Annotated in this window: 19 protein-coding genes, 2 tRNA genes, 1 pseudogene and 1 riboswitch; of the genes and pseudogenes, 15 read left to right on the top strand and 7 right to left on the bottom strand. The window is 37.4% G+C overall.

The window, feature by feature from the left end; all coding sequences use genetic code 11:
• Positions 1 to 2: 2 nt before the first annotated feature.
• Positions 3 to 398 (bottom strand): annotated as a pseudogene (locus HL41_RS09795) (hydrogenase iron-sulfur subunit); the annotation flags it as partial.
• Between the two features lie 330 nt (positions 399 to 728).
• Here HL41_RS09795 and HL41_RS09180 point away from each other — a divergent pair.
• The 3 genes from HL41_RS09180 to ftsY all read left to right on the top strand — a co-directional run bounded on the left by HL41_RS09180 (position 729) and on the right by ftsY (position 3,086).
• Positions 729 to 1,859 carry a YhjD/YihY/BrkB family envelope integrity protein gene (locus HL41_RS09180; protein ID WP_051754602.1) on the top strand — a complete coding sequence of 377 codons (1,131 nt, stop codon included), beginning with the start codon at positions 729 to 731 and terminating at the stop codon, positions 1,857 to 1,859.
• Positions 1,860 to 1,915: 56 nt separating this feature from the next.
• Positions 1,916 to 2,005: transfer RNA gene (locus tag HL41_RS08020), tRNA-Ser, on the top strand.
• A 28-nt stretch (positions 2,006 to 2,033) separates the two neighbouring features.
• Positions 2,034 to 3,086: a signal recognition particle-docking protein FtsY gene (gene ftsY / locus HL41_RS08015; RefSeq protein ID WP_081856511.1), complete on the top strand. Its 1,053-nt coding sequence runs from the start codon at positions 2,034 to 2,036 to the stop codon at positions 3,084 to 3,086.
• Here ftsY and HL41_RS08010 read toward each other — a convergent pair.
• Both HL41_RS08010 and HL41_RS08005 read right to left on the bottom strand, forming a co-directional pair.
• Complete coding sequence (locus tag HL41_RS08010) at positions 3,070 to 3,741, bottom strand: formate dehydrogenase subunit gamma (protein WP_038062345.1); 672 nt, start codon at positions 3,739 to 3,741, stop codon at positions 3,070 to 3,072. The two genes, ftsY and HL41_RS08010, sit on opposite strands and share 17 nt — an antisense overlap.
• Positions 3,731 to 4,705 carry a 4Fe-4S dicluster domain-containing protein gene (locus tag HL41_RS08005; protein WP_038062348.1) on the bottom strand — a complete coding sequence of 325 codons (975 nt, stop codon included), beginning with the start codon at positions 4,703 to 4,705 and terminating at the stop codon, positions 3,731 to 3,733. The genes HL41_RS08010 and HL41_RS08005 overlap by 11 nt, the downstream gene beginning before the upstream one ends.
• Before the next feature lie 142 nt (positions 4,706 to 4,847).
• Between HL41_RS08005 and HL41_RS08000 the strand changes: the two genes are divergently transcribed.
• From HL41_RS08000 to ispG, 3 genes are all read left to right on the top strand, one after another.
• Positions 4,848 to 4,919 (top strand) — tRNA-Thr (locus HL41_RS08000).
• Between the two features lie 56 nt (positions 4,920 to 4,975).
• On the top strand, positions 4,976 to 5,788 hold the full coding sequence (locus HL41_RS07995) for a YkgJ family cysteine cluster protein (protein ID WP_038062351.1): 813 nt from the start codon (positions 4,976 to 4,978) through the stop codon (positions 5,786 to 5,788).
• Position 5,789: 1 nt separating this feature from the next.
• Positions 5,790 to 6,893, top strand: a complete 1,104-nt coding sequence (gene ispG, locus HL41_RS07990) for a flavodoxin-dependent (E)-4-hydroxy-3-methylbut-2-enyl-diphosphate synthase (protein WP_038062354.1) — start codon at positions 5,790 to 5,792, stop codon at positions 6,891 to 6,893.
• Here ispG and rsmI read toward each other — a convergent pair.
• The 4 genes from rsmI to HL41_RS07970 all read right to left on the bottom strand — a co-directional run bounded on the left by rsmI (position 6,877) and on the right by HL41_RS07970 (position 11,739).
• The gene (gene rsmI, locus HL41_RS07985; protein ID WP_038062358.1) at positions 6,877 to 7,716 is read right to left on the bottom strand and encodes a 16S rRNA (cytidine(1402)-2'-O)-methyltransferase; all 840 of its coding nucleotides are present in this window, start codon (positions 7,714 to 7,716) and stop codon (positions 6,877 to 6,879) included. The genes ispG and rsmI overlap by 17 nt on opposite strands.
• Before the next feature lie 109 nt (positions 7,717 to 7,825).
• On the bottom strand, positions 7,826 to 9,646 hold the full coding sequence (locus tag HL41_RS07980; RefSeq protein ID WP_038062361.1) for a TonB-dependent receptor plug domain-containing protein: 1,821 nt from the start codon (positions 9,644 to 9,646) through the stop codon (positions 7,826 to 7,828).
• 43 nt (positions 9,647 to 9,689) lie between these two features.
• A riboswitch (cobalamin riboswitch) is annotated at positions 9,690 to 9,963 on the bottom strand.
• 67 nt (positions 9,964 to 10,030) lie between these two features.
• Entirely contained in the window at positions 10,031 to 11,062 is a 1,032-nt protein-coding gene (locus HL41_RS07975; RefSeq protein ID WP_038062364.1) for a sensor histidine kinase, read from the bottom strand.
• Positions 11,063 to 11,064: 2 nt separating this feature from the next.
• Positions 11,065 to 11,739: a response regulator transcription factor gene (locus HL41_RS07970; protein ID WP_038062367.1), complete on the bottom strand. Its 675-nt coding sequence runs from the start codon at positions 11,737 to 11,739 to the stop codon at positions 11,065 to 11,067.
• 244 nt (positions 11,740 to 11,983) lie between these two features.
• Here HL41_RS07970 and pstS point away from each other — a divergent pair, with 244 nt between their 5' ends.
• The 9 genes from pstS (at position 11,984) to HL41_RS07925 (ending at position 20,569) form a co-directional block, all read left to right on the top strand.
• On the top strand, positions 11,984 to 13,003 hold the full coding sequence (gene pstS / locus HL41_RS07965; RefSeq protein WP_038062370.1) for a phosphate ABC transporter substrate-binding protein PstS: 1,020 nt from the start codon (positions 11,984 to 11,986) through the stop codon (positions 13,001 to 13,003).
• Positions 13,004 to 13,125: 122 nt separating this feature from the next.
• On the top strand, positions 13,126 to 14,067 hold the full coding sequence (pstC, locus tag HL41_RS07960; protein WP_028841595.1) for a phosphate ABC transporter permease subunit PstC: 942 nt from the start codon (positions 13,126 to 13,128) through the stop codon (positions 14,065 to 14,067).
• Positions 14,055 to 14,927 carry a phosphate ABC transporter permease PstA gene (gene pstA / locus HL41_RS07955; protein WP_051754601.1) on the top strand — a complete coding sequence of 291 codons (873 nt, stop codon included), beginning with the start codon at positions 14,055 to 14,057 and terminating at the stop codon, positions 14,925 to 14,927. Before pstC ends, pstA begins: the two co-directional genes overlap by 13 nt.
• 17 nt (positions 14,928 to 14,944) lie before the next feature.
• Positions 14,945 to 15,706 (top strand): phosphate ABC transporter ATP-binding protein PstB, encoded by a 762-nt coding sequence (gene pstB, locus HL41_RS07950; protein WP_038062373.1) that lies wholly within the window; start codon positions 14,945 to 14,947, stop codon positions 15,704 to 15,706.
• A gap of 5 nt (positions 15,707 to 15,711) precedes the next feature.
• Positions 15,712 to 16,860 carry a bifunctional glutamate N-acetyltransferase/amino-acid acetyltransferase ArgJ gene (gene argJ, locus HL41_RS07945; RefSeq protein ID WP_038062376.1) on the top strand — a complete coding sequence of 383 codons (1,149 nt, stop codon included), beginning with the start codon at positions 15,712 to 15,714 and terminating at the stop codon, positions 16,858 to 16,860.
• 7 nt (positions 16,861 to 16,867) lie between these two features.
• Complete coding sequence (gene surE, locus HL41_RS07940; protein WP_038062378.1) at positions 16,868 to 17,632, top strand: 5'/3'-nucleotidase SurE; 765 nt, start codon at positions 16,868 to 16,870, stop codon at positions 17,630 to 17,632.
• A gap of 339 nt (positions 17,633 to 17,971) precedes the next feature.
• Positions 17,972 to 18,394 carry a DNA-binding transcriptional response regulator gene (locus HL41_RS07935; RefSeq protein ID WP_038062381.1) on the top strand — a complete coding sequence of 141 codons (423 nt, stop codon included), beginning with the start codon at positions 17,972 to 17,974 and terminating at the stop codon, positions 18,392 to 18,394.
• Positions 18,395 to 18,565: 171 nt separating this feature from the next.
• Positions 18,566 to 19,825, top strand: a complete 1,260-nt coding sequence (locus HL41_RS07930; RefSeq protein WP_038062384.1) for a sulfite exporter TauE/SafE family protein — start codon at positions 18,566 to 18,568, stop codon at positions 19,823 to 19,825.
• A gap of 3 nt (positions 19,826 to 19,828) precedes the next feature.
• Positions 19,829 to 20,569, top strand: coding sequence for a hypothetical protein (locus HL41_RS07925; RefSeq protein WP_038062387.1), 741 nt, complete (start codon positions 19,829 to 19,831; stop codon positions 20,567 to 20,569).
• Position 20,570 lies beyond the last annotated feature (1 nt).

Below are 20,570 nucleotides of genomic sequence, written 5' to 3'. Positions count from 1 at the left end.
ACAGGACCTAAGGACTTAATTTTTTCGGTAAATTCCGTAGCTACCTGAGCAAACTTTAATCCCTCTGCCCCAGAGATCCATTCAAGCCTAAGCCTATCTTTTTCGATCCCTATAACCTCTAAAAACCTCTGCAAAAGGTTATACCTGCGATGAGCATAATAGTTACCATAGCGATAATGACAATCTCCAGGATGACATCCCCCTATAAGCACTCCGTCTGCCCCACTAAAAAAAGCGTAAAAAATAAATTCTGGCTCTACTCTTCCGCTACAAGGAACCCTGATAAGATAAACGTTAGACGGATAAGCATACCTTAAAGACCCAGCCAAATCAGCCCCAGCATAAGTACACCAATTACAAGCAAAAACAATTATCTTGGGTTCAAAACCTTGACACATTTCCTCCTCCTTAACCAGGCATTTATGTTTTACTGTTTTAGTAATACTAATTTTAAAATTATGTCATTAAATTTTAAAAGTCAAATATTTTTATTCAAAGTTTTTCCCAAAAATTTTTAATTTTTCTCATGTTTTTAAAAAATTTTTTATTTTTTTACACTTTTTTAAAATTGATAACAAAAAGCATCATAGCTAAACCTTTAAAAAAGTTTAGTTTTTTAGACTTCTAAAAAGTGTTTAACGGTTGATGGATGAATCAAAAAGTCTGAAAATAACTGTTACGAACTAAGGTCTTTGTGGTTTTCTATAAAAAGGTTTATAATAGAAAGCATGCCTAAAAGACCTCTGTTTTTCTTTAAAACATTTTTGCAAAAAATATTAAAAGACGAGATTTTAGTATATGCCCAAGGACTTTCTTTTAACACCATACTTACCCTCATTCCCCTTTTGGGGCTAATTTTATCTATAGCTAAAGTTTTTATTCCTCAGGAAAAGATAATAGACGAATTTCTCCTACAGGTTACCCAATATCTTACCCCTGAAGCCACCCAAAAGGTCACTCAGGTGCTGATCAAACTTATCAAAAAGCTTGAGACCTTTCCCTTGGGGAAGTTTAGCGTTTTGTTTTATTTCATAATGAGTGTGGGACTTTTGTTTCAAATAGAAGATGTTTTAAACAAAATATTTGAAAGTACCAAAAGAAGAAGTTTCTATCAAAGGTTGCTTTTCTTCTGGCTTTGTATCACCCTTACCCCTTTTATCTTTCTTGTACCCTTTATTTTTTCTTCCTACGTAGGAAAATTTTTTATTTTTTTAAATTTTTTGTTTATGGTCCTTTTCTTTTTGTTGATCTATCTTTTTTTTCCTGCCAAAGATGTTTCTAAGAAAGAGGCTCTGGTTGGTGCGGTTTTTTCTACCTGTCTTTGGTTTACCAGCTCTTATCTATATTCGGTTTATGTAAAATATGCCGTAAGTTACTCTAAAATCTATGGTTCATTAGCGGCTTTTCCGCTTTTTTTACTTTGGATCTTTTTAAACTGGGTGGTGTTTTTGATAGGGGCAGAACTTATCGTTTTTTTAGAAAAAAGGGCCTGGGAGTCAGAAACCCCAAACATTCCCAGAAACCTTTTTGCACTTTTTGTGATGTATCTTTTAGGGGAAAAATTCTATTCTGAAGGTCCTATAGAAGTTTATACTCTTTGTCAAAGATTAAAAATTTGTCCCATTGAATTTGAGACCCTTTTACAACAGCTTGAAAACCAGGGCCTGGTGGTATTAAAAGAGGGTAAAATTTACTTAGCTAAAGCCCCTGAAAAAATAAGCCTTTTAGAAATTCTAACCTTAGAAAATAGACCTGATTTAAAAGACCTAAGCAAGGTTTTTCCTGAAGATTTTATCAAAAAACTCTCCTTCATGATGGACCAAACCTCAAAATTCACCTTAAAAGACCTTTTAAACTAAAATCAGACCTCATCTATAGCTTTACTTATTTGGGTTTTGTATTATATTTAGTGATTGGAGGAGTGCCCGAGTGGACGAAGGGGGCGGCCTTGAAAGCCGTTGAGGGAGTTCACCTCCCTCCGGGGGTTCGAATCCCTCCTCCTCCGCTTATAAAATCCTTTTAAACCTTGCCTAATGTTTAATTTCTTCAAAAGGAAAAAAGAAGAAAAAAGAGAAGCCCAAGAACAAACTCAAAATCTTATTACCTCTTCTCAAGAAGCTCCCCAACCAGAACCTGAAGAAGAAAAATCTGGGTTTTTAGGTTTTTTTAAAAAGGAAAACCTGATAGAAAAATTCAAAAAAGGTCTTTCTAAAACTAAAGAAAAGCTTTCTGAGGCTCTCTCGGATCTTTTTGAGGTTGAAAGGGTAGTAGACCTTAAAACCTTAGAAGAAATCGAAGAAAACCTTATCCTTTCAGACCTCGGAGTCGAGACTACTTTGGCTCTTATCGAACCTTTTAAAGATCGAGTAATAAACGGAGAAACCCTAACCACCAAAGAGCTTAAAAAGTTTCTTAAATCTCAAATGTTGTCTTTTTTAAAAGAAGCAGAAACCCCTTTTCCTCCTCAAGGACATCCCTCTGTGCTTTTTTTTCTTGGGGTTAACGGGGTAGGTAAAACCACTACCATCGCCAAAATAGGTAAAAAACTCAAAGAAAATGGATTTTCTGTGGTGCTGGTTGCTGCTGACACCTTTAGAGCTGCAGCCATAGACCAGTTAAAAACCTGGGGGGAACGGATAAGTGCACCTGTTATAGCCCTTCAGGAAGGCTCTGACCCGGCAGCTGTTATCTATCAAGGTATAGAGTATGCTAAAAAAAACAACATCGATGTAGTTTTAGTGGATACGGCTGGAAGGCTTCATACTAAATACAACCTTATAGAAGAGCTTAAGAAAATGGTAAGGGTGATGCACAAATTAGTCCCACCTGAGGCCTGTGAGAACATTTTGGTGCTTGACGCAACCACAGGGCAGAATGCCCTAAGTCAGGCCAAACATTTTACTGAGGCTGTGCCAGTACACAGCGTAATCATTACTAAGATGGATGGAACCGCTAAAGGAGGTATTGCCATAGCCCTTTCTTATCAATTTAACCTACCTATTAGATTTATAGGATTAGGGGAGAAGGCCGAAGACCTCGTCCCCTTTAACAAAGAGAGTTTCGTAGACGCTATTCTTCCAGATTAACCTCTCCCTTTATCTTTTCATACCAAAGATGATGTCTCTTTTTTACATATTCTTCGTCCACATATCCGGTGATCATGGCTTTAAGTAAAGGCCAGTTAGATTTTACCGCTAAAACAAAAAATACATGAATTATAAACATCAGGATAAAAATCCCCCCACTTATGGTATGAGTAAGGTTAAGAAGAGTTTCTGTTTTCGGGGAAAAGATCACCCATTCTAAATTTTTAAGTACCTTTAAAAAGCCTGTTCCTCCTACCACCAAGATGTTTAACCCAATAAACAAATAAGCTACCCTTTGTTCTGGAAGCCATTTATCACAAGGAGGCTCCTTACCTATACCAAAAGAAGCAAGTATTACCTTAAAGGAATCTATAAAATCCCTTGGTCTCGGAATAAGGCCAAAGTCTTTTCTCAAGCCATGATAAAAGAGATGAAAAAGGACTCCCATCACAAAAAAGATGGCAGCTATATAATGGATCTTAGTTACCGTATAAAAATCAGCCGTCCAGCCAAATCCTGGTAGTTCCGTGATATAATACCGCTTAAAAAGGGGAAGACACCCAAGGCCTGTAAAGATAAGAGCTATGCCTGATAAAGCCACTGTCCAGTGTTCAAGCCTAACCAAAATACCATATCTTTGGATTCTATTCTTCATCTCTATCTACCTCCTTTTGCTTAGAATCATCCTGTGATCTATTTATCAAAGCCCCAGCTATGCCAGCTAAAGAGGAAAGCACGGCAGTAGCTACCATCCCTTTGCCTATAGGATTAATTTCTTGATGATATCTGTTAGGTATGTTTACAGGCATCCGGAACCTTGCTTTGGTTTGAACAAGATATTGGTCTATCCTTTCAAAAGGGACAGGAGAAAGATATAACGTTGAAGTGCCTCCGTTTTGTTTATCACCATAGATATATAACCCTTCTTTTTTAGCTCTTTCGTAGGCCATCTGATATACTTCTTTTCTTTCTCCAAAATAAAAGACCTGATTTTTACAGGCTATGACACAAGCTGGGATTTCCCCTTTTTTAATCCTGCTATCACAAAGATCACATTTATACATCACACCTCCCCCAGCATACTTGGGAAGAAGTTTAAGATAAAGCCCAACCCCTGCCTGACGTTGAGGGATATGCCAAGGACATACATCTCTACATTTTGCTCCACCAAAGCAAAGGTTGTGGTCGATTACGCTGTTACCTTCAGGCTGTCTGGTTAATGCTCCAAAAGGGCATCCTTTTACACATGGAGGAGAATCGCAGTGCATACATCGTCTTGGAAGGTAAAGAGTTTTGCCTTCTACCTCTACTTTTTGTACAAAAATCCAGTTGTAAGGGGTAAGGGTGGTTATTAGCTCTTTTTTATCCGACCAGTCTTCGTAATTTTTACGAGGCCAGTAAGGTAAAATTGGTTTTTTGGGATTAGGAAACCTTTCTTTATTTTCTTCTCTACAGGCTTTGACACAAAGAGGGATTTCTTCTCCCTGGCAGCCATCACATCTGGTTATGTCGATAAAGGTAGCATATTTTTTAGTGTTGGCATAGGACTCACGAGGTATGATTGCTGCCCCAAGTAAACAACCTCCCAATTCAAAAAACTGTCTTCGTGTAAGCTTCATCCCTACCCTCCTAGAATTTTCATGTTGCTTCGACTTTTTAAATATAAATTGTTTACTAAGAAAATCAACTAAACTCAAACTAAAAAATCTTTGAAAAATATAAAAAGGTAGTAGAATTATACTTAACCCTAATTTTTAAAATGCCGGCGTAGCTCAGCGGTAGAGCAGTGGATTCGTAATCCACAGGTCGAGGGTTCGAAACCCTCCGCCGGCTCTTTTTTTAAAATTACCTTAGGTGTCTAACAAATTTCAATAGAGAGGAGTTTACCGATGGAGGCCTTACAAAACTTAAGAGGGTTAGATAAAATCCTTGTTCCTGTTAGACTTACAGGGAAATCCAAATTCGTCTTTCAATGTAACCCTGGAGTTCCTTGTTTTAAACTCTGTTGTTCTGACCTTTTTTTACCACTTACCCCCTATGATATTATAAGGATTAGAGATAAACTTGGGCTTACCACAGATGAATTTTTACTTCAATATACAGAGCCCTTTATCCTTCCTAAATCTGGGCTTCCTATCGCAAGGCTAAAGATGAGTGAAAACGAAGAAAAAACCTGTCCTTTTTTAGGAGACGGGGGATGCAACATCTATGAGGTAAGGCCTCTTGCTTGTCGCTATTATCCCTTAGGTTTTGGGCTTTTCCGCAACAAAGACGAAAGAAGAAACGAAGAAATCTATTACCTGGTGAAAGAAGGTTTTTGTCAAGGCCTTGACTCTGGGGAAGAGATGACTGTGGATGAATACAGAGAATCTCAGGGCATTCCTGAGCTTGAAAAACCTATCGTAGAATGGGCAGAAATCATCATGAAAAAAGAATCTCTTGGGCCTATTTCTGTCCCAGAAAAAAGTATTCAGTTATTTTTTATGGTAAGCACCAACCCAGAGCGGTTTAGAAGTTTTGTTTTTGAAAGTAAGTTTTTAGATATGTTTGAGGTGGATGAGAAAACCTTAGAAGAAATCAAGGAAGATGACCTAAAACTCCTTCAATTTGGGTTTAAGTGGCTTAAGACAGTTCTTTTTGGAGAAAACCTGATAAAAAGAAGGAAGGAAAGCCCAGCAGTTAAAAAGGTCAAACCCTTTTAACATGTATCCCAAGATCAAAAGAAGACCCACACGTAAAGTCTGGGTAGGGAACGTTTCTGTAGGTGGAGATAGCCCTATAAGGGTTCAAAGTATGACCAATACCTCTACCACAGACCTTTCTGCCACACTTTCTCAAATCCAGAAACTCGTTGAAGCAGGTTGCGAAATCGTAAGGGTAGCTATCCCTGATGAAAAAGCCGTTAATGCCTTAAAAGATGTGGTGAAAGAAAGTCCTATTCCTGTGATCGCTGACCTTCATTTTGCTACCTCTTTAGGGGAAAAGGCTGTCAAGGCAGGATGTGCAGGTATAAGGATAAACCCAGGGACTTTTAAAAACAAGGCTAACTTAGAAAGGTTACTTAAGGTTTGTAAAGATTATAACTGTTGTGTAAGGATAGGGATCAACGCCGGTTCTCTTGAGCCAGAGATTTTAAAAAAATACAAAACACCTTCTTATCGTGCGATGGTAGAAAGTGCCTTAAGATGGGTAGAATACGTGGTAGAAAAAATAGACTATTACAACCTTAAGGTGTCGCTTAAGTCCTCTAACTGGTGGGAAACAGTCAAAGCTTACCTTGCTTTTTCAAAAAAATCTGATTTTCCTTTGCATGTAGGGGTTACAGAGGCAGGGGGCCTTATTCCAGGGACCATAAAAAACACGATGGCCATCTCTTACCTTTTGCTAAGAGGTATCGGAGATACCTTGAGGGTTTCCTTAACAGGCGACCCTACGGAAGAGGTTTACGTGGCTTACGAAATACTTAGAAACTTAGGGCTTAGGGCCCTTCATCCTGAAATAATCGCCTGTCCTACCTGTGGAAGGTGTGAGATAGACCTCTCTTCGCTTTACCAAAAGGTAGAAACTTGGGCTAAAAAGGTTAAGGCAGATATAAAGCTTGCTGTGATGGGTTGTGTGGTTAACGGTCCAGGTGAGGCTAAGATGGCTGATGTAGGTATTGCCGGAGGTAAAGGGGTAGGGGTGATTTTTAGAGAAGGTAAAATCGTTAAAAAAGTGCCTGAAAAAACCTTACTTGATGAGTTTTTTAAAGAGGTGGAAGCCTTTTTACAAGCCCATCCTGAAAGGGTAATCAACCCTCGGCAATAAGCTGATAAACCTCTTTTACAGGTATGTTATATTCTTCAGCGATTATTTTAGCCATTTCCTTAGGTTTTAGCCCTTCTTTTTTAAGTTCCTTTATCCTTTTTTTTATACCAGCAAGCTTTTTCTTAACTAACGGTTTTTCTTCTGTTTTAGGTTGAGGTAGAATTATAAGGGTGATTTCACCTAAAAACTTCTCTCTGTTAGCTAAGGTTTGCAGATCTGTCCAGGTAAGCTCTTCATGAAATTTGGTTAGTTCTCTTGCTAAAAAACATTCACGATTTCCAAGGATTTCAAGTAGATTTTTAGCGGTTTTCTCCATCCTGTGCGGGCTTTCAAAGATGATGAGAGGAAAATTTTCTGGCAAGTTTTCCAAAACTTTTTTTTGCTCTGTCTTTTTTCTGGGTAAAAATCCTAAAAAGATGAAACCAGAACTCAGGTCAACCCCTGAGGCACTAAGGGCACAGGTAAGGGCAGAAACACCAGGCACAGGAACTATCTTAATCCCCCTTCTATGGGCTTCTCTAACCAAATAAGCCCCTGGGTCTGAAATCAAAGGACAACCTGCTTCACTGGTAAGGACAACTTCTTTCCCTTCTTCTAAAAGCTTTAACACCTTATGGGTTCTTTCAACCTCTACGTCCTTATAAAGACTTATGAGTTTTTTAGGTCCACATCCATAATGGGTAAGAAGTTTTCTTATAGACCTTGTATCTTCAGAAACGATGATTTCTGTATTTTTTAATACCTCTAAAGCCCTAAGGGTAATGTCTCCAAGGTTCCCTATCGGCACTCCAACTACATAAAGTATTCCCTTAGGTTTTTCCATCATTTATCCAAGTTTTTTAAAACTTGTTTTAAAAGCCAATTAATTTTAATTTTTATCACAAACCACAGAAAGGGCAACCAACCAGTTGGTTGCCCTTAAAACTTATAACTTAATAGCTAAAACTTATTCCTGCATAAAAAGACCTGTCAGGGGTGTTATAACCTTTTGTCTCTTCGTAGTTAGCGTTTAACAGGTTATCTATTTTAAGATAAACTTTTAAATTTGAGGATACATAGTAGTTGGCAGAAAGGTTTACCAAAGAGTAGGGTTTTAGCCTTTTGGAGTTATCAACGTTAGCAAATCTTTTGCCTGTATATGTGTAGTCAGCTAAAAAAGCAAGTTTTTTCAGGGAATATTCTAAGGTAGCTCTTACCTTGTGGAAAGGTTTATAAGTAAGATACTTGTCTTTGTCTCTATCTTCTGAGTCTAAGTAAGTATAATTAGCCTTTAACCTCAGGTTTTGAGTAAGTTTAAAACTCAGATTAGCCTCAGCCCCTTTAATCACAGCCTTACCAACATTTTGAGGTTTCCAAGTTTCCAAATTAAACTGTATTAGGTCTTTATACTTTTGATAAAACATACCTGCTCCCAAAACCAACCTTTCTTGTAAAAGATCTTTTTCCAGGTAAAGGTCCCATCCCTTAGACTCCTCTGGTTTAAGATTAGAATTATTATAACCAGGATAAAAAAGATCATCAAAAGTCGGCACTCTAAAGGCAGTACCGTAATTTCCCTTTAAAACCAAGTTTACCTTTGGGATTAAGTACCTAAAACCTATCCTGTAGGTAGTTTTCTCACCAAAGTTTTTGTAATCATCATGCCTTAATCCTGCGTTTAAAATCAGCGTATCATTTAAGAGAGAAACTTTGTTATTTAAAAATACCCCTAAATGTTCTCTTTTTTTATCGTAAAAATCATTAGAAAAACTACTCTCATAATAACTTTCTACTTTTTCTCTCTTAAAGTCTAAACCAAAGACAATAGAATAAGCTTTGTTTAAGTTCAAAAGATTTTCCCAGGAAAAACCCTCTGTAGAAGGATTATACCGAGTATAAGTAAACCAGCCCTTAGGTGTATAGTCTTTTCTCTGATAGTTATTTTTATAAAACGAAAAGGTTTGCTTATAGTTATCCAAGAAAGACAGATCAAGCTTTGCTCCTACCAAATAGCTGTGAGATTTTTTAACAGCTTCTTTATCATTATAATCATCGTATTCCACTCTTCCGTAGTTATAACTTCCTAAAAATTCAAGTCTTACTTTGGGATGAAGATTAAATCCTATTTTAGAAGAAAAGGAAGTGTTCTTAAAGCTGTCCTTTTCATTTTCTTTTTCATTCTTAGCAGAAAAACCTTCGGTATAATAATGTAAGGCATTTATTCTGAAATCGATAATTTTAGCTTCTCCTGAGAGTTCAAAAGAGGTTTTAGAGGTTCCATAAGACCCTCCTGCAACTAAGAGTCCTGCCTTAGGTTTTCCCTTTCCCTTCTTGGTTATGATGTTTATCACCCCACCTACAGCTTCAGACCCATAAAGAGTGCTTTGAGGGCCTTCTATGATTTCGATCCTTTCTATGTCATCAACAGATAAACTACCAAAATCAAACATCCCTGAAGATGGGTCGTTTACCTTAAAGCCATCTATCAAAACTAAGGTATGGGCTGATTTTGTTCCTCTTGAAAGAAGAGCCCCTGCTGTCTGTCCAGGTCCTCCGTATGCTGTTAGGTATATTTGAGGAAGACTTCGTAAGACATCACCAACAAACATAAAGTTTTTCTTTTCTAATTCTTCTTTAGTGATAACCGTCACTTTGGCTGTAGTTTCTTTTAGTGGCTCCTCGATCCTGTCTGCTGATACCACTACCTCTGGGACTGCTTGACTGTTTTCTGCACAAAAACCAGTAGAGGCTGCAAGTCCTAAGATTAAAGACAAGCTAAGGTTACAAAGAAACTTTTTCCCATGACCTCACCCCCTCGGGTTTTTTAGGGTTGAGGTGGTCTTCCGGCTTCCGGATCAACCTACTTGCCGCACCTTCCCAGTGTCTTTCGGCACCAGTGGTCTGTCGGCTAAAGGCTGTTTATATCAAGCCTTTAGCCCAAGGAAGGAAGCCTCTTTTCGGGAAATCCCTACTTGGGACCTCCTTCCCCAGAGGTCAGGTAGACCTCCAAGCGGCTTTCGTCCCCGGTCACGGCTGCGGGGCAGCGGGGGATTTTCACCCCTCTTCCACAACCTCAACCCGATAGTCTATTTTAAACAGTCAGATCTAAAATGCAACCAGTTTTAGTTTTTTAATTTAATCTTTAAGCCATCAAATCCTTAAGACATCGGAAGCTCTATCAAAACTTCAAGTCCTCCTTGCAGAGGCAAACTAAACTTGACTTTACCATTATGAGCCTCTACTACTTTTTTGGTGATAAAAAGTCCAAACCCCAACCCTTTGTCAGCGCTTGACTTAAAAAAAGGCATTCCTAAAAAAGGAAGGTCCTTGGGGTTCACTCCAGGGCCTTCATCTTTTATGAGGATGTTTATCATTTGATTTTCTCTTGTATAGGCCTTAACTGTTATTTTGCCGTTCTTAGGGGTAAACTTTACGGCATTTTCTAAGGGATTCAAAAAGGCTTGCATAAGCCAGTCTTTGTCTCCCTCTATCCAAACACTTTCAGGAAGGTCTACCTCTAAACTTATGTTTTTATCTTCACAAAGAGGCCTTATCCAGAAAATTACATCCTCTAAGGCTAAACTTAAGTCAAACCTTTCTTTTTTTAAAGGAAGTTCCTTCACAAGATATTCAAGAGAGGTAAAAAGTTTAGACACCAACCGCTCAATACGTTCTAAGGCATTTTTAAAAGTCACAAAATAGTCGTGGATTTGAGTATATTGATTTAAGCTAAGGATTTCACCCTCCAGTTTTTCTGCATAACCCCGTAGAATGGTAAAAGGCGTCTTGATTTCATGAGAAAGATAGGAAAGGGCCAAGGTATAACTTTTTTTAAACATTTCTTTTTCTGAGTTATCTATAAAAACATACACCTTTTTTCCTTGTCTTGATAAATAAGTTTTCACCTCCCAGTTTTTTGTTCTTATCTCTTCTAAGACTGTGGCAAATCTTTTTCCTCTCAAGTCCCCAAAAAGGCTTAAAGAGATTTTGTTTTGCCAAAAAATTTCTTCTGTTTGGTCTACGATAAAAACCGGGATTTCTAACTGATAAAGAGTTTCTTCCCAAAAAACTTGCTTTTGTCTAATCTCTTCTGCTTTTTGTTTGGTCTCTTTTAGTTTTTTTAGCAACCAGAATAGGATTAAACCTAAGAAGATATTAAACAAAATAGAAAATGCGACAACAAACGCCATATTTATGCAGGTTTTTTTAGTCTATATCCAAACCCTCTTACGGTTTCTATTAACTCTCCATATTCCCCAAGTTTATCCCTTAGACGGCAGATGTAAGCATCCAGTACTCTCGAATAATATTCTCTTTCTAAAGCCCAGATATGATTAGAGAGCTCCTCTCTAGAAAATACTTTTTCAGGGTTTTCTATAAAAACTTCTAAAATTTTGTATTCTGTTGGGGTCAGGTTTAAGGGATTATCTTCTAAAAAGATGGTCTTTCTTTCTTTATCAAGAAGTAAAGGACCTACCCTAACCTGAGAAATAGGGGAATCTTTGGTTTTTAAAATTTTTTTAATCCTAATAACCAGCTCTCTCAAACTAAAAGGTTTAACCACATAATCATCAGCCCCTAACTCAAGCCCTAATACCCGGTCTAATTCTGCACCCCTGGCTGATACGATCACCACAGGAATGTTAGAATATTTGGAGGAAAACCTAAGATATTTCAGAAGTTCTATACCGTCTCCATCTGGAAGTATCAGGTCAAGCACAACCAAATCTACCGAAGACTGAATTAAAAATGAATAAGCCTGGGCAAGAGAGTTAACCAAATAAGTTTTAAACCCTTGAGAAGTCAGAGCCTCTGAAATAAGATTTGCTATGTCTTTGTCATCCTCTACTATAAGGATCTTCTTCATGTTGTTATAAACAATAAAATTTTTTACAAATATGTCAACCCATCTGTCAAAGGTTTATGTTGAAGATTTCGAATGTTGACTTATATATTGAACCAAGAAAAAGCATTCAAACCCTTTTGTCGATGTCTAAATCATAAAAATTTTCTAATTTTTAGGTTTAAACCAAAGATTAACAAAAATTTAACAAAATTTTAACAAAAGAGATTTAAGTTATTTATAAAAAAATTAAAGGGGAGGTTTTGAGATGAAAAAGAAATGGTTTAAAAAGGTGATTGCGTTATTCCTTGGTATTGGATTTTTCACTGCCTCTGGAGCTAAAGCTACTGAGATTACTGGGGCTGGAGCAACTTTTCCTCAACCGGTATTTCAAGCATGGGCCCACGAATACCATAAAGCTACAGGGGTCAAAGTAAACTACCAAGGGATAGGTTCTGGAGGTGGTATCAAACAAGCTCAGTCTAAAACCGTTGATTTCGGAGCAAGCGATAAGCCTTTGACCTCTAACGAACTTAAACAATACAACCTGGCTCAGTTCCCTGCTATCATAGGTGCGGTAGCCTTGACTTATAATTTACCTGGATTTAAAAATATATCTTTAAATCTTGACGAAAAGGCAGTTTGTGGTATATATCTTGGCAAAATCACCCGGTGGAATGACCCATATCTACAAAAACTTAATCCAGGGGTCAAACTACCAGACGTTTCTATTACAGTAGTTAGAAGGTCAGATGGTTCAGGAACCACCTGGCTTTTTACCACCTATCTTTCTAAGGCTTGCCCTGAATGGAAAGAAAAAGTTGGAGCAGGTACTTCTGTAGACTGGCCGGTTGGAATAGGTGCTAAAGGTAATCCAGGGGTCACCAACTATGTAAAGCAAAACACCGGTTCTATAGGCTACGTAGAATATACTTATGCTAAAGAGAACCTTCTCCCGGTAGCACGATTACTTAATAGAGATAAAAATTATTACTTATTACCAAGTATAGAAACTATCCAAGCAGCAGCTTCTAACGCTAAATGGTCGATGGAAAAGGACTTTTATGAAGACCTAACTTATCAACCTGGTAAAATGTCTTATCCTATCGTAGGGGTTTCTTTTGTTCTTTTAGTAAAAGATAGCCCCCGTGCTAACGAAGTAACCAAATTTTTTAAATGGGCCTTCGAAAATGGAGACACTATTGCCCAAAAACTTTACTATATACCTCTTCCTAAAAATCTAAAAACTATGATTTATAAGTACTGGCAAAAACATAAGGTCAATTAAACCCTTCTTATAACCTCTCTTAAAGAGGACTTCCTCTTTTCAGAGGAGGTCCTCTTTACTTTTTTTACCCTTTTTATCTATAATTTTTATGTTAAAATTACTTAAACTAATAAGGACGGTATATGGGAAAAGGCTTCTCTTATTTAATAGAAATTTTTACCAAATATTTTTTAGGTTTTTGGGCGGTTTTTACAGGTCTTCTTTTCCCTTTTGTTGTCTTTTTAATACTGCTTTACGAATCTAAACTTGCCATTCAGAATTTTGGGATCATAAACTTTTTAACCTCTACAGAATGGGACCCTGTTAGAGAAAGTTTTGGTGCCCTTCCGATGATAGTAGGTACTTTGATCAGCACCTTGATAGCCATCCTTCTTGCTGCCCCAATCTCTATAGGTATCGCTATCTTTATTACCGAACTTGCCCCTTCATGGCTTAAAGGAATTTTTACCACAACTATAGAGCTTCTGGCTGCCATCCCAAGTATAATATATGGGATTTGGGGCTTCTTAGTGTTTGCCAAGTATATGCGAGAAGACATAGAACCATTATTACAAAAAATCTTCTCTCCTGTCCCTATATTGTCGCAACTCTTTTCAGGAAACCCCACAGGGATTGATGTGCTTACCACCTCTATAGTTCTTTCTATAATGATAATTCCCTTTATGTCTTCAGTAGTGAAAGATGCCTTTAACCTTGTACCTTCGGTGATGAAAGAATCAGCCTATGGGCTTGGGGCTACCAAATGGGAGGTAGTAAAAGATGTAGTTATTCCTTATACTGCGTCAGGAATCGCAGGAGGACTTATTCTTTCTACAGGAAGAGCCTTAGGAGAAACCATGGCTGTTACCTTCTTGGCAGGCAATGTCCCCCAAATCCCTAAGTCCTTACTTGAACCCTTTACTACGATTACCGTAGCCTTAGCCAATCAGTTTACCGAGGCTGACACCCCCTTATATCTTTCTTCACTTTTTTATCTTTCTTTGTTTTTGTTTTTGATATCCTTTGGGGTCTTGATCTTAGCTAAACTTATGATTTTGAGGATTGAAAAGAAATGGAAAAAGTAGTCCTTTACAGAAGAAAACTTATAAGCAAAGTGATGCTTTTCTTATCCTTTATAGCAGCCATCTATGGACTTTTTTGGCTATTTTGGATTCTGGGGACTCTTTTTTTTAACGGTTTTAAACACCTAACCTTTTCTCTTTTTATAGAAGACCCCGGTCCCCCTGGCATAGAAGAAGGAGGGTTAAGACATGCCTTTATAGGACATGCTATCATTACTTTTATAGCCAGTGTCATCGGTGTCCCTATAGGTATTTTTTCTGGAATATACTATTCTGAATATGGAAGAGACTCAAAATTTTTCAAGGTTTTAAGAAACATTACAGACATTATGGTAAGTACCCCTTCTATCATCATGGGTGCAGTTATGTATGCCTTGTTTGTGGTTCCTTTTAAACACTTCAACGCTCTTGCAGGATGTTTAGCCTTAGGGATGCTTATGGTTCCTGTGATCAGTAAAACTACAGAAGAGATGCTTAAATTAGTTCCATTTACCTTAAGAGAGGCGGCTTATGCCTTAGGAGCTTTTAAATGGCAGTTGATAAAAGATGTGGTTTTGAGGTCGGCTAAATTTGGCATATTAACCGGAGTGTTACTTGGTATGGCAAGGATCTCTGGAGAAACTGCACCTTTATTGTTCACTGCTTTTAACAACCACTATGTTTCTTTTGACATATTTAAACCTATGGCTTCTCTCACAGTCACCATTTTTGACTATGCCATGAGCCCCTATGAGTTTTGGCACAATCAGGCATGGGCAGCTTCTTTCTGTTTAGCTCTTTTTGTACTAATTCTTTCTATTTTTGCTAAAACTTTAGTTCATTCAAACTTTGGCTGGCTAAAACTTTTTAAAAGAAAAAAATAAAACAGAGGCTTTAAGATATGGACGACAAAAAAGTAGAAATAGAGGTTAAAAACCTTAATTTTTATTATGGGAAAGAACTTGCGCTTAAAAACATAACCATGAAGATTTATCGGAAAAAGGTTACTGCTCTGATAGGCCCCTCAGGATGTGGAAAAACTACTTTTCTTAGATGTTTAAATAGGATGCATGACCTTTATGTGGGTAACCGTTATGAAGGAGAGATAATTTTTGAAGGAAAAAACATTTTAGATAAAAAGATAGACCTGATTGAGCTTAGGGCTAAAATAGGGATGGTTTTTCAAAAACCTACCCCCTTCCCTATGAGTATTTTTGATAACGTAGCCTATGGTTTAAGGTTAAAAGGAATAAAAGGAACTGAACTTAAAGATAGGGTTGAAGCTGCCCTTAAAGATGCTGCCCTCTGGGATGAGGTTAAGGATAGACTTAAAGAAAGTGCCTTTTCTCTTTCAGGAGGACAACAACAGAGACTTTGTATTGCAAGGGCTATTGCTGTTGAACCCAAAGTTTTACTTTTTGATGAACCGACCTCAGCTTTAGACCCCATTTCTACTGCCAAGATAGAAGACTTAATCGTTCAGCTAAAAAATAAAATCACTATTGTTATCGTTACACATAACATGCAACAGGCGGCAAGAACCTCAGATTATACAGCTTTTATGTATCTGGGCGAACTTATAGAAGTTGGTCCTACAGAAAAAATCTTTACCAACCCTGACAAGAAACTTACAGAAGACTATATTACAGGAAGGTTCGGGTAAAAGCCATGAAGACACCAGAAGGTTTTCTCTTTTCTGCGGTAAAGTGTGGCATCAAAAAACCAGACAGGTTTGACCTTGGGTTGATTTATTCACCAAATAGACTTACTGCCTGGGGGGTTTTCACCCAAAACACCGTTCAAGCAGCCCCTGTAGTCTTAGGTAAAAAACTTATAAAAGAAGAAACGTTACACGGCGTGGTAGTAAACAGTGGAGTAGCCAACGCCTGCACCGGAGAAGAAGGGATTCAAAGAGCTACCAAACTTTTAGAAGAGGTTGCCAAAGGATTAGGAGTAAGTCTCCGAAGTTTATTGCCAGCTTCAACCGGTGTGATAGGAGAACAATTGCCTCTCGAAAAAATGCTTCCCAAAGTCTCAGAACTTGTATCCAACCTTTCTCCAGAGCGTTATTTAGACTTTACGAAGGCTATCATGACCACCGATACCTTCCCCAAGATAGCTTATCGAAGTTTAAAAAACGGGATTTCTATCCTTGGGATAGCTAAAGGGGCAGGGATGATAGCCCCAAACATGGCAACTATGCTTGGTTTTATCCTTACAGATGCAAAGGTTTCTAAAGATACGTTGAAAAAGGTCCTTCCCAAGATAGTAGACCATAGCTTTAACCAGATAACCGTTGATGGAGATACTAGCACCAACGATACGGTTTACATGCTTTGTAGTAACCAGAAAGACCTCAAAAACTGGGAAGACTTTGAAAAAGCTTGTTTAGAGGTAGCACAAGAACTGGCCTATCTTATCGTAAAAGACGGTGAAGGTGCAAGTAAAGTTATAAAAATTATGGTAAAAGGAGCTAAAACCAAAGAAGATGCCAAGACTTTTGCCTTTTCTGTAGCCAACTCTCCTTTAGTAAAAACTGCAATTTACGGAGAAGACGCAAACTGGGGGAGGATTTTTGCTGCCCTTGGGAAAACGACCATTCCTTTTGATTTCGAAAAGGTTGAAATCTATCTTAATGGAATCCCTTGGGTAAAAAACCTGCAGGTAATCACTGACGAAGAAATTCTAAGAAAAGAACTCCAAAAAGAGGTAGTTGAAATACAGATCAAGTTAAAAGAGGGTAAAAAAGGTTTTGAGGTTTGGGCAAGCGACCTTACCGAAGAATACATCAAAATAAACGCCCATTATCGCACATAGCTTAGGGATGAAACTTCTCTTAACCAACGACGACGGGATCTATGCAGAAGGTCTTTGCGCGCTCTATAACGCCCTTTCTCTTGAACATGAGGTCTACATCGTAGCACCTGAGGCAGAGAGAAGCGCTGTAGGGCATGCTATTACCATACACTATCCTCTTAGGGTAACCAAAGTTAAAAGAGGCAAGAAATTCTGGGGATATGCAGTAAGTGGAACCCCTGCTGATTGTGTCAAATTAGCGTTATATGAACTGATAGGCCCGGTAGATTTAGTGATCTCAGGGATTAACCGAGGGGCAAACGTAGGGATTAATTTGGTCTATTCAGGAACAGTTTCTGCCGCAACAGAAGCCAAAATTTTAGGTTATCCCTCTTTAGCGGTTTCCATAGATGCTTATGAAGATGTAGACTATTGTTTTGCTGCCAACTTTATAGCCAAGTTCTTGGACGTTCTAAAAGATTTGCCTTTAAACAAACCATTCTGCCTAAACATAAACATCCCTAACGGTAATCCCTCCAAAATAAAAGGAATAAAGTTTGTAAAACAGTCTAAAGCAAGGCTTAAAGAGGTCTTTGAAAAGAGATTTGACCTCCATGGGAAGGCCTATTACTGGCAGGGTGCAGAAGAACACACAGAAACAGACGAAGACACAGACGTCCTTGCTTTAAAACAGGGTTACATCACCATTACTCCCATCCATTTTGACCTAACCAACCACAACTCCCTAAAAATTCTTAAAAAGCATAACTTAAACTTTAATTTAGACTTCTAAATCAACGTTCAAGCAGTCTCACCTTTAAGAAAAATTAAATGACATAACATTTAAGCCTGTAGATAAATATAATATAACATTTATGATAAAATTAGAAAAAATAATAAACTTTTTTCTTATAAACTTAAAAATTATATATATTTTATTGTATTGTATTGTTTAATGTTTTAAAATGTTTCAAAACATTTTAAAACATTAACAGACTTTTGTTTTTAAATGCGGTCAAAAAGTCTGAGTTTTCAATAAAGCAAGATTTGGCATAATAGTTGCTTTATTTGTTTATGATTAAACAGACCTTTTAAAAAGAGGTATTAGAGGCTAAAAACTAATAAAACAAGTATGAAGGTAAGAAACGTACAAGTGCTTATAAAGACTGAAGATAAAGACTTAGAGGAGCGATTAAAAGAAATGGTAAGTAAAATAGGGGCGAGGGTGGTTGAAACCGAAAATCTTTCTAAGGATGAGTTAAAAAAGATAGATCTACTAATCATAGATACCCGTGAGATGGAATATGAAAGCATGTTTGAGTTTATTGGGGAAATAAGAAAGTTAAACCATAAAATAAAAATTATGTGGTTAACCTGTAAAGATAACATTAAGTCTTCTCTCTTAGCTATGAAGGTTGGGGTTACCGAAGAAGTTTTCTTTCCTATAGATGTAAAAACTTTAAAAAATAAAATTAAGATTTTATTAGAGGTATCTCAAAAAGAAAAAAGAGAACACCAGAGTATGTTAAAGATGGAGAAGATTGACTTTGTTTAAAAATTTAAACAAAATAAAAATATAAACAAGGAGGTGATGCTTATGGAGAAAAGGTGAAGCCTTTAGGGGTTATTTTAGGGCTTTTCGTTTTTATCGTTACCAGAAAAGGTAAGAGGAAAATATGAAAAAGAAAATTAGTAAAACAAACATAAAAATTGTAGGAGGTAGACGATGAGCAAATTAAGGTTACTTTATGAATTCATGGTGAGTGCTTCTTTGGCTCATGCACGTTGGGAAAAAGAGATGGCAGACAACATTTTTCGGAACAAAAAACGGTTGTTACTTTTATTGGTGCTTTTATCTCCAATTTTGGTAACCTCTCTCTTAGGGGCTGCTGACATACTTGGAGGTAAAAGTGCATATGCTCCCGTTCACTATACACCTATAGTTTTTTGGGCTTCTACTGTGGTGGGCTTTGCCGCTGGGTTGATTACTGGATGTATCGGTGCAGGAGGTGGTTTTATCATTGCTCCAGCCCTGATGTCTGTTGGGGTAAAGGGTATCATGGCTGTGGGAACAGACCAGTTTCATATTTTTGCTAAAGCTATCATGGGAACGGTGTTGCACAAAAAATTAGGAAACGTAAGTGTAGCTTTGGCTATATTTTTTATAATAGGTTCTATTGTTGGTGCTACTACCGGGGGTTACATAAACAGGTTGCTTTATAGTAAAGACCCTGTTCTTAGCGATGCTTTTATAAGTACAGTTTATGCAGTAATTTTGGGATTTTTAGGTTTTTATGCCATGTACGACTATTTTAGTACAAGAAGAAAAGTGAAAATGGGACAAGCTTCCTCTTCAGAAGGTGCTCACGGTGGAGTGATTGGAACCACTAATTTAGCCATACGAATTCAAAAGATTAATGTTCCCCCTATAATTAAGTTTGACGAAGACTTCGGAGGCAGACAGATTTCAGCTTGGTTTATCATCGCAGGTGGTTTTGTGGTTGGTTTCTTGGCTGCAATCATGGGAGTGGGAGGTGGTTTTATTACCTTCCCGATGTTTGTTTATGTTTTTGGGGTATCTACTCCTACTACTGTTGGTACTGACATCTTCCAAATCATCTTTACAGCAGGCTACTCCTCCCTTACCCAGTATGCTATATATGGTTATGTTTTTTATACCTTAGCTATGGGACTTCTAATAGGGTCTTTGATAGGTATTCAAATAGGTGCACTTACCACCAAAGTTGTTCCTGGAATTACGATCAGAGCCTTTTATGCCTTAACCATCTTAGCAGGATTTTTTAACAGAGTATCTGTATTACCTGATAAATTTAGGTCTTTAAACCTTGTTTCTATTTCTAAAGAGGTTTGTGAAACCTTCATTTTTATAGGCAACATTTTATTCTGGGGAGCTGTAGGTTTGTTTGGAGTTTGGGTGTTACTTAGTTTCTTTAAAAACATAAGAACTTTAAGAGAGGAGGGATAGGCCATGGCAGCTATGAGGAAAAAAGAATTAACCCTTGGTGTAATTTTTACACTGGTGTTTATAGGTATTTTGTTTGTAATGTTTCAACCTTGGTTTGGTAGAGGTCAAAACTTTTTAGCTTATGCTGACGAACTTTTCAATAGCTTGGCTAAAGGTTCTGCATATTTTATACCCAAAACAAAAACTAAAGTAGAAAAGTTTAAAGGGAAAATTTTAGATATCGAAATCAATCTTAAGAAACCCACCGATACCCCTCAAGACCTTCAAACAAGAATAGCCTTAAACACCAAGCTTTATACCTTGGCAGGAGCACAAGTAGAAGATAAAGGAAATGGTAAAATCAAAATAGTAGGAGATTTAGGTCAGATACTAAGCTCTGCCCTAGAAGATGCAGATGCTATGTATTGGAATAAGGGAGATTTTATCAAAGAAAAGTATGGATATCAAGACGAAAAAAAGATGTTCAGACAATGGCATAACAGTTTGAGTGCTATTAATAAAAAGCTTACTTTGGAAAAAAAGGCAGAAATGGCTCAAATAGTAAATGAGGTTGTCACAAAAGCAATCGAGCCTAGCTATAACTTTTATGGAATTACTCCTGAAAGTGTTAAGAGTAAACCTGGATTGCTTACAGGTCTACTGGTTTTTTATGTACTTTACACGGTATGGTGGGGTTTTGCTATAATGTATCTAATGGAAGGGCTTGGACTTTCTACCAAAAAAGGTAAAAAGAAGGAGGTGTAAA

It is taken from the genome of Thermodesulfobacterium commune DSM 2178 (assembly GCF_000734015.1).
In the GTDB taxonomy this organism is placed as follows: domain Bacteria; phylum Desulfobacterota; class Thermodesulfobacteria; order Thermodesulfobacteriales; family Thermodesulfobacteriaceae; genus Thermodesulfobacterium; species Thermodesulfobacterium commune.
Note: the sequence above shows the minus strand (reverse complement) of the source record. Positions and strands in the feature narration are given on the sequence as shown.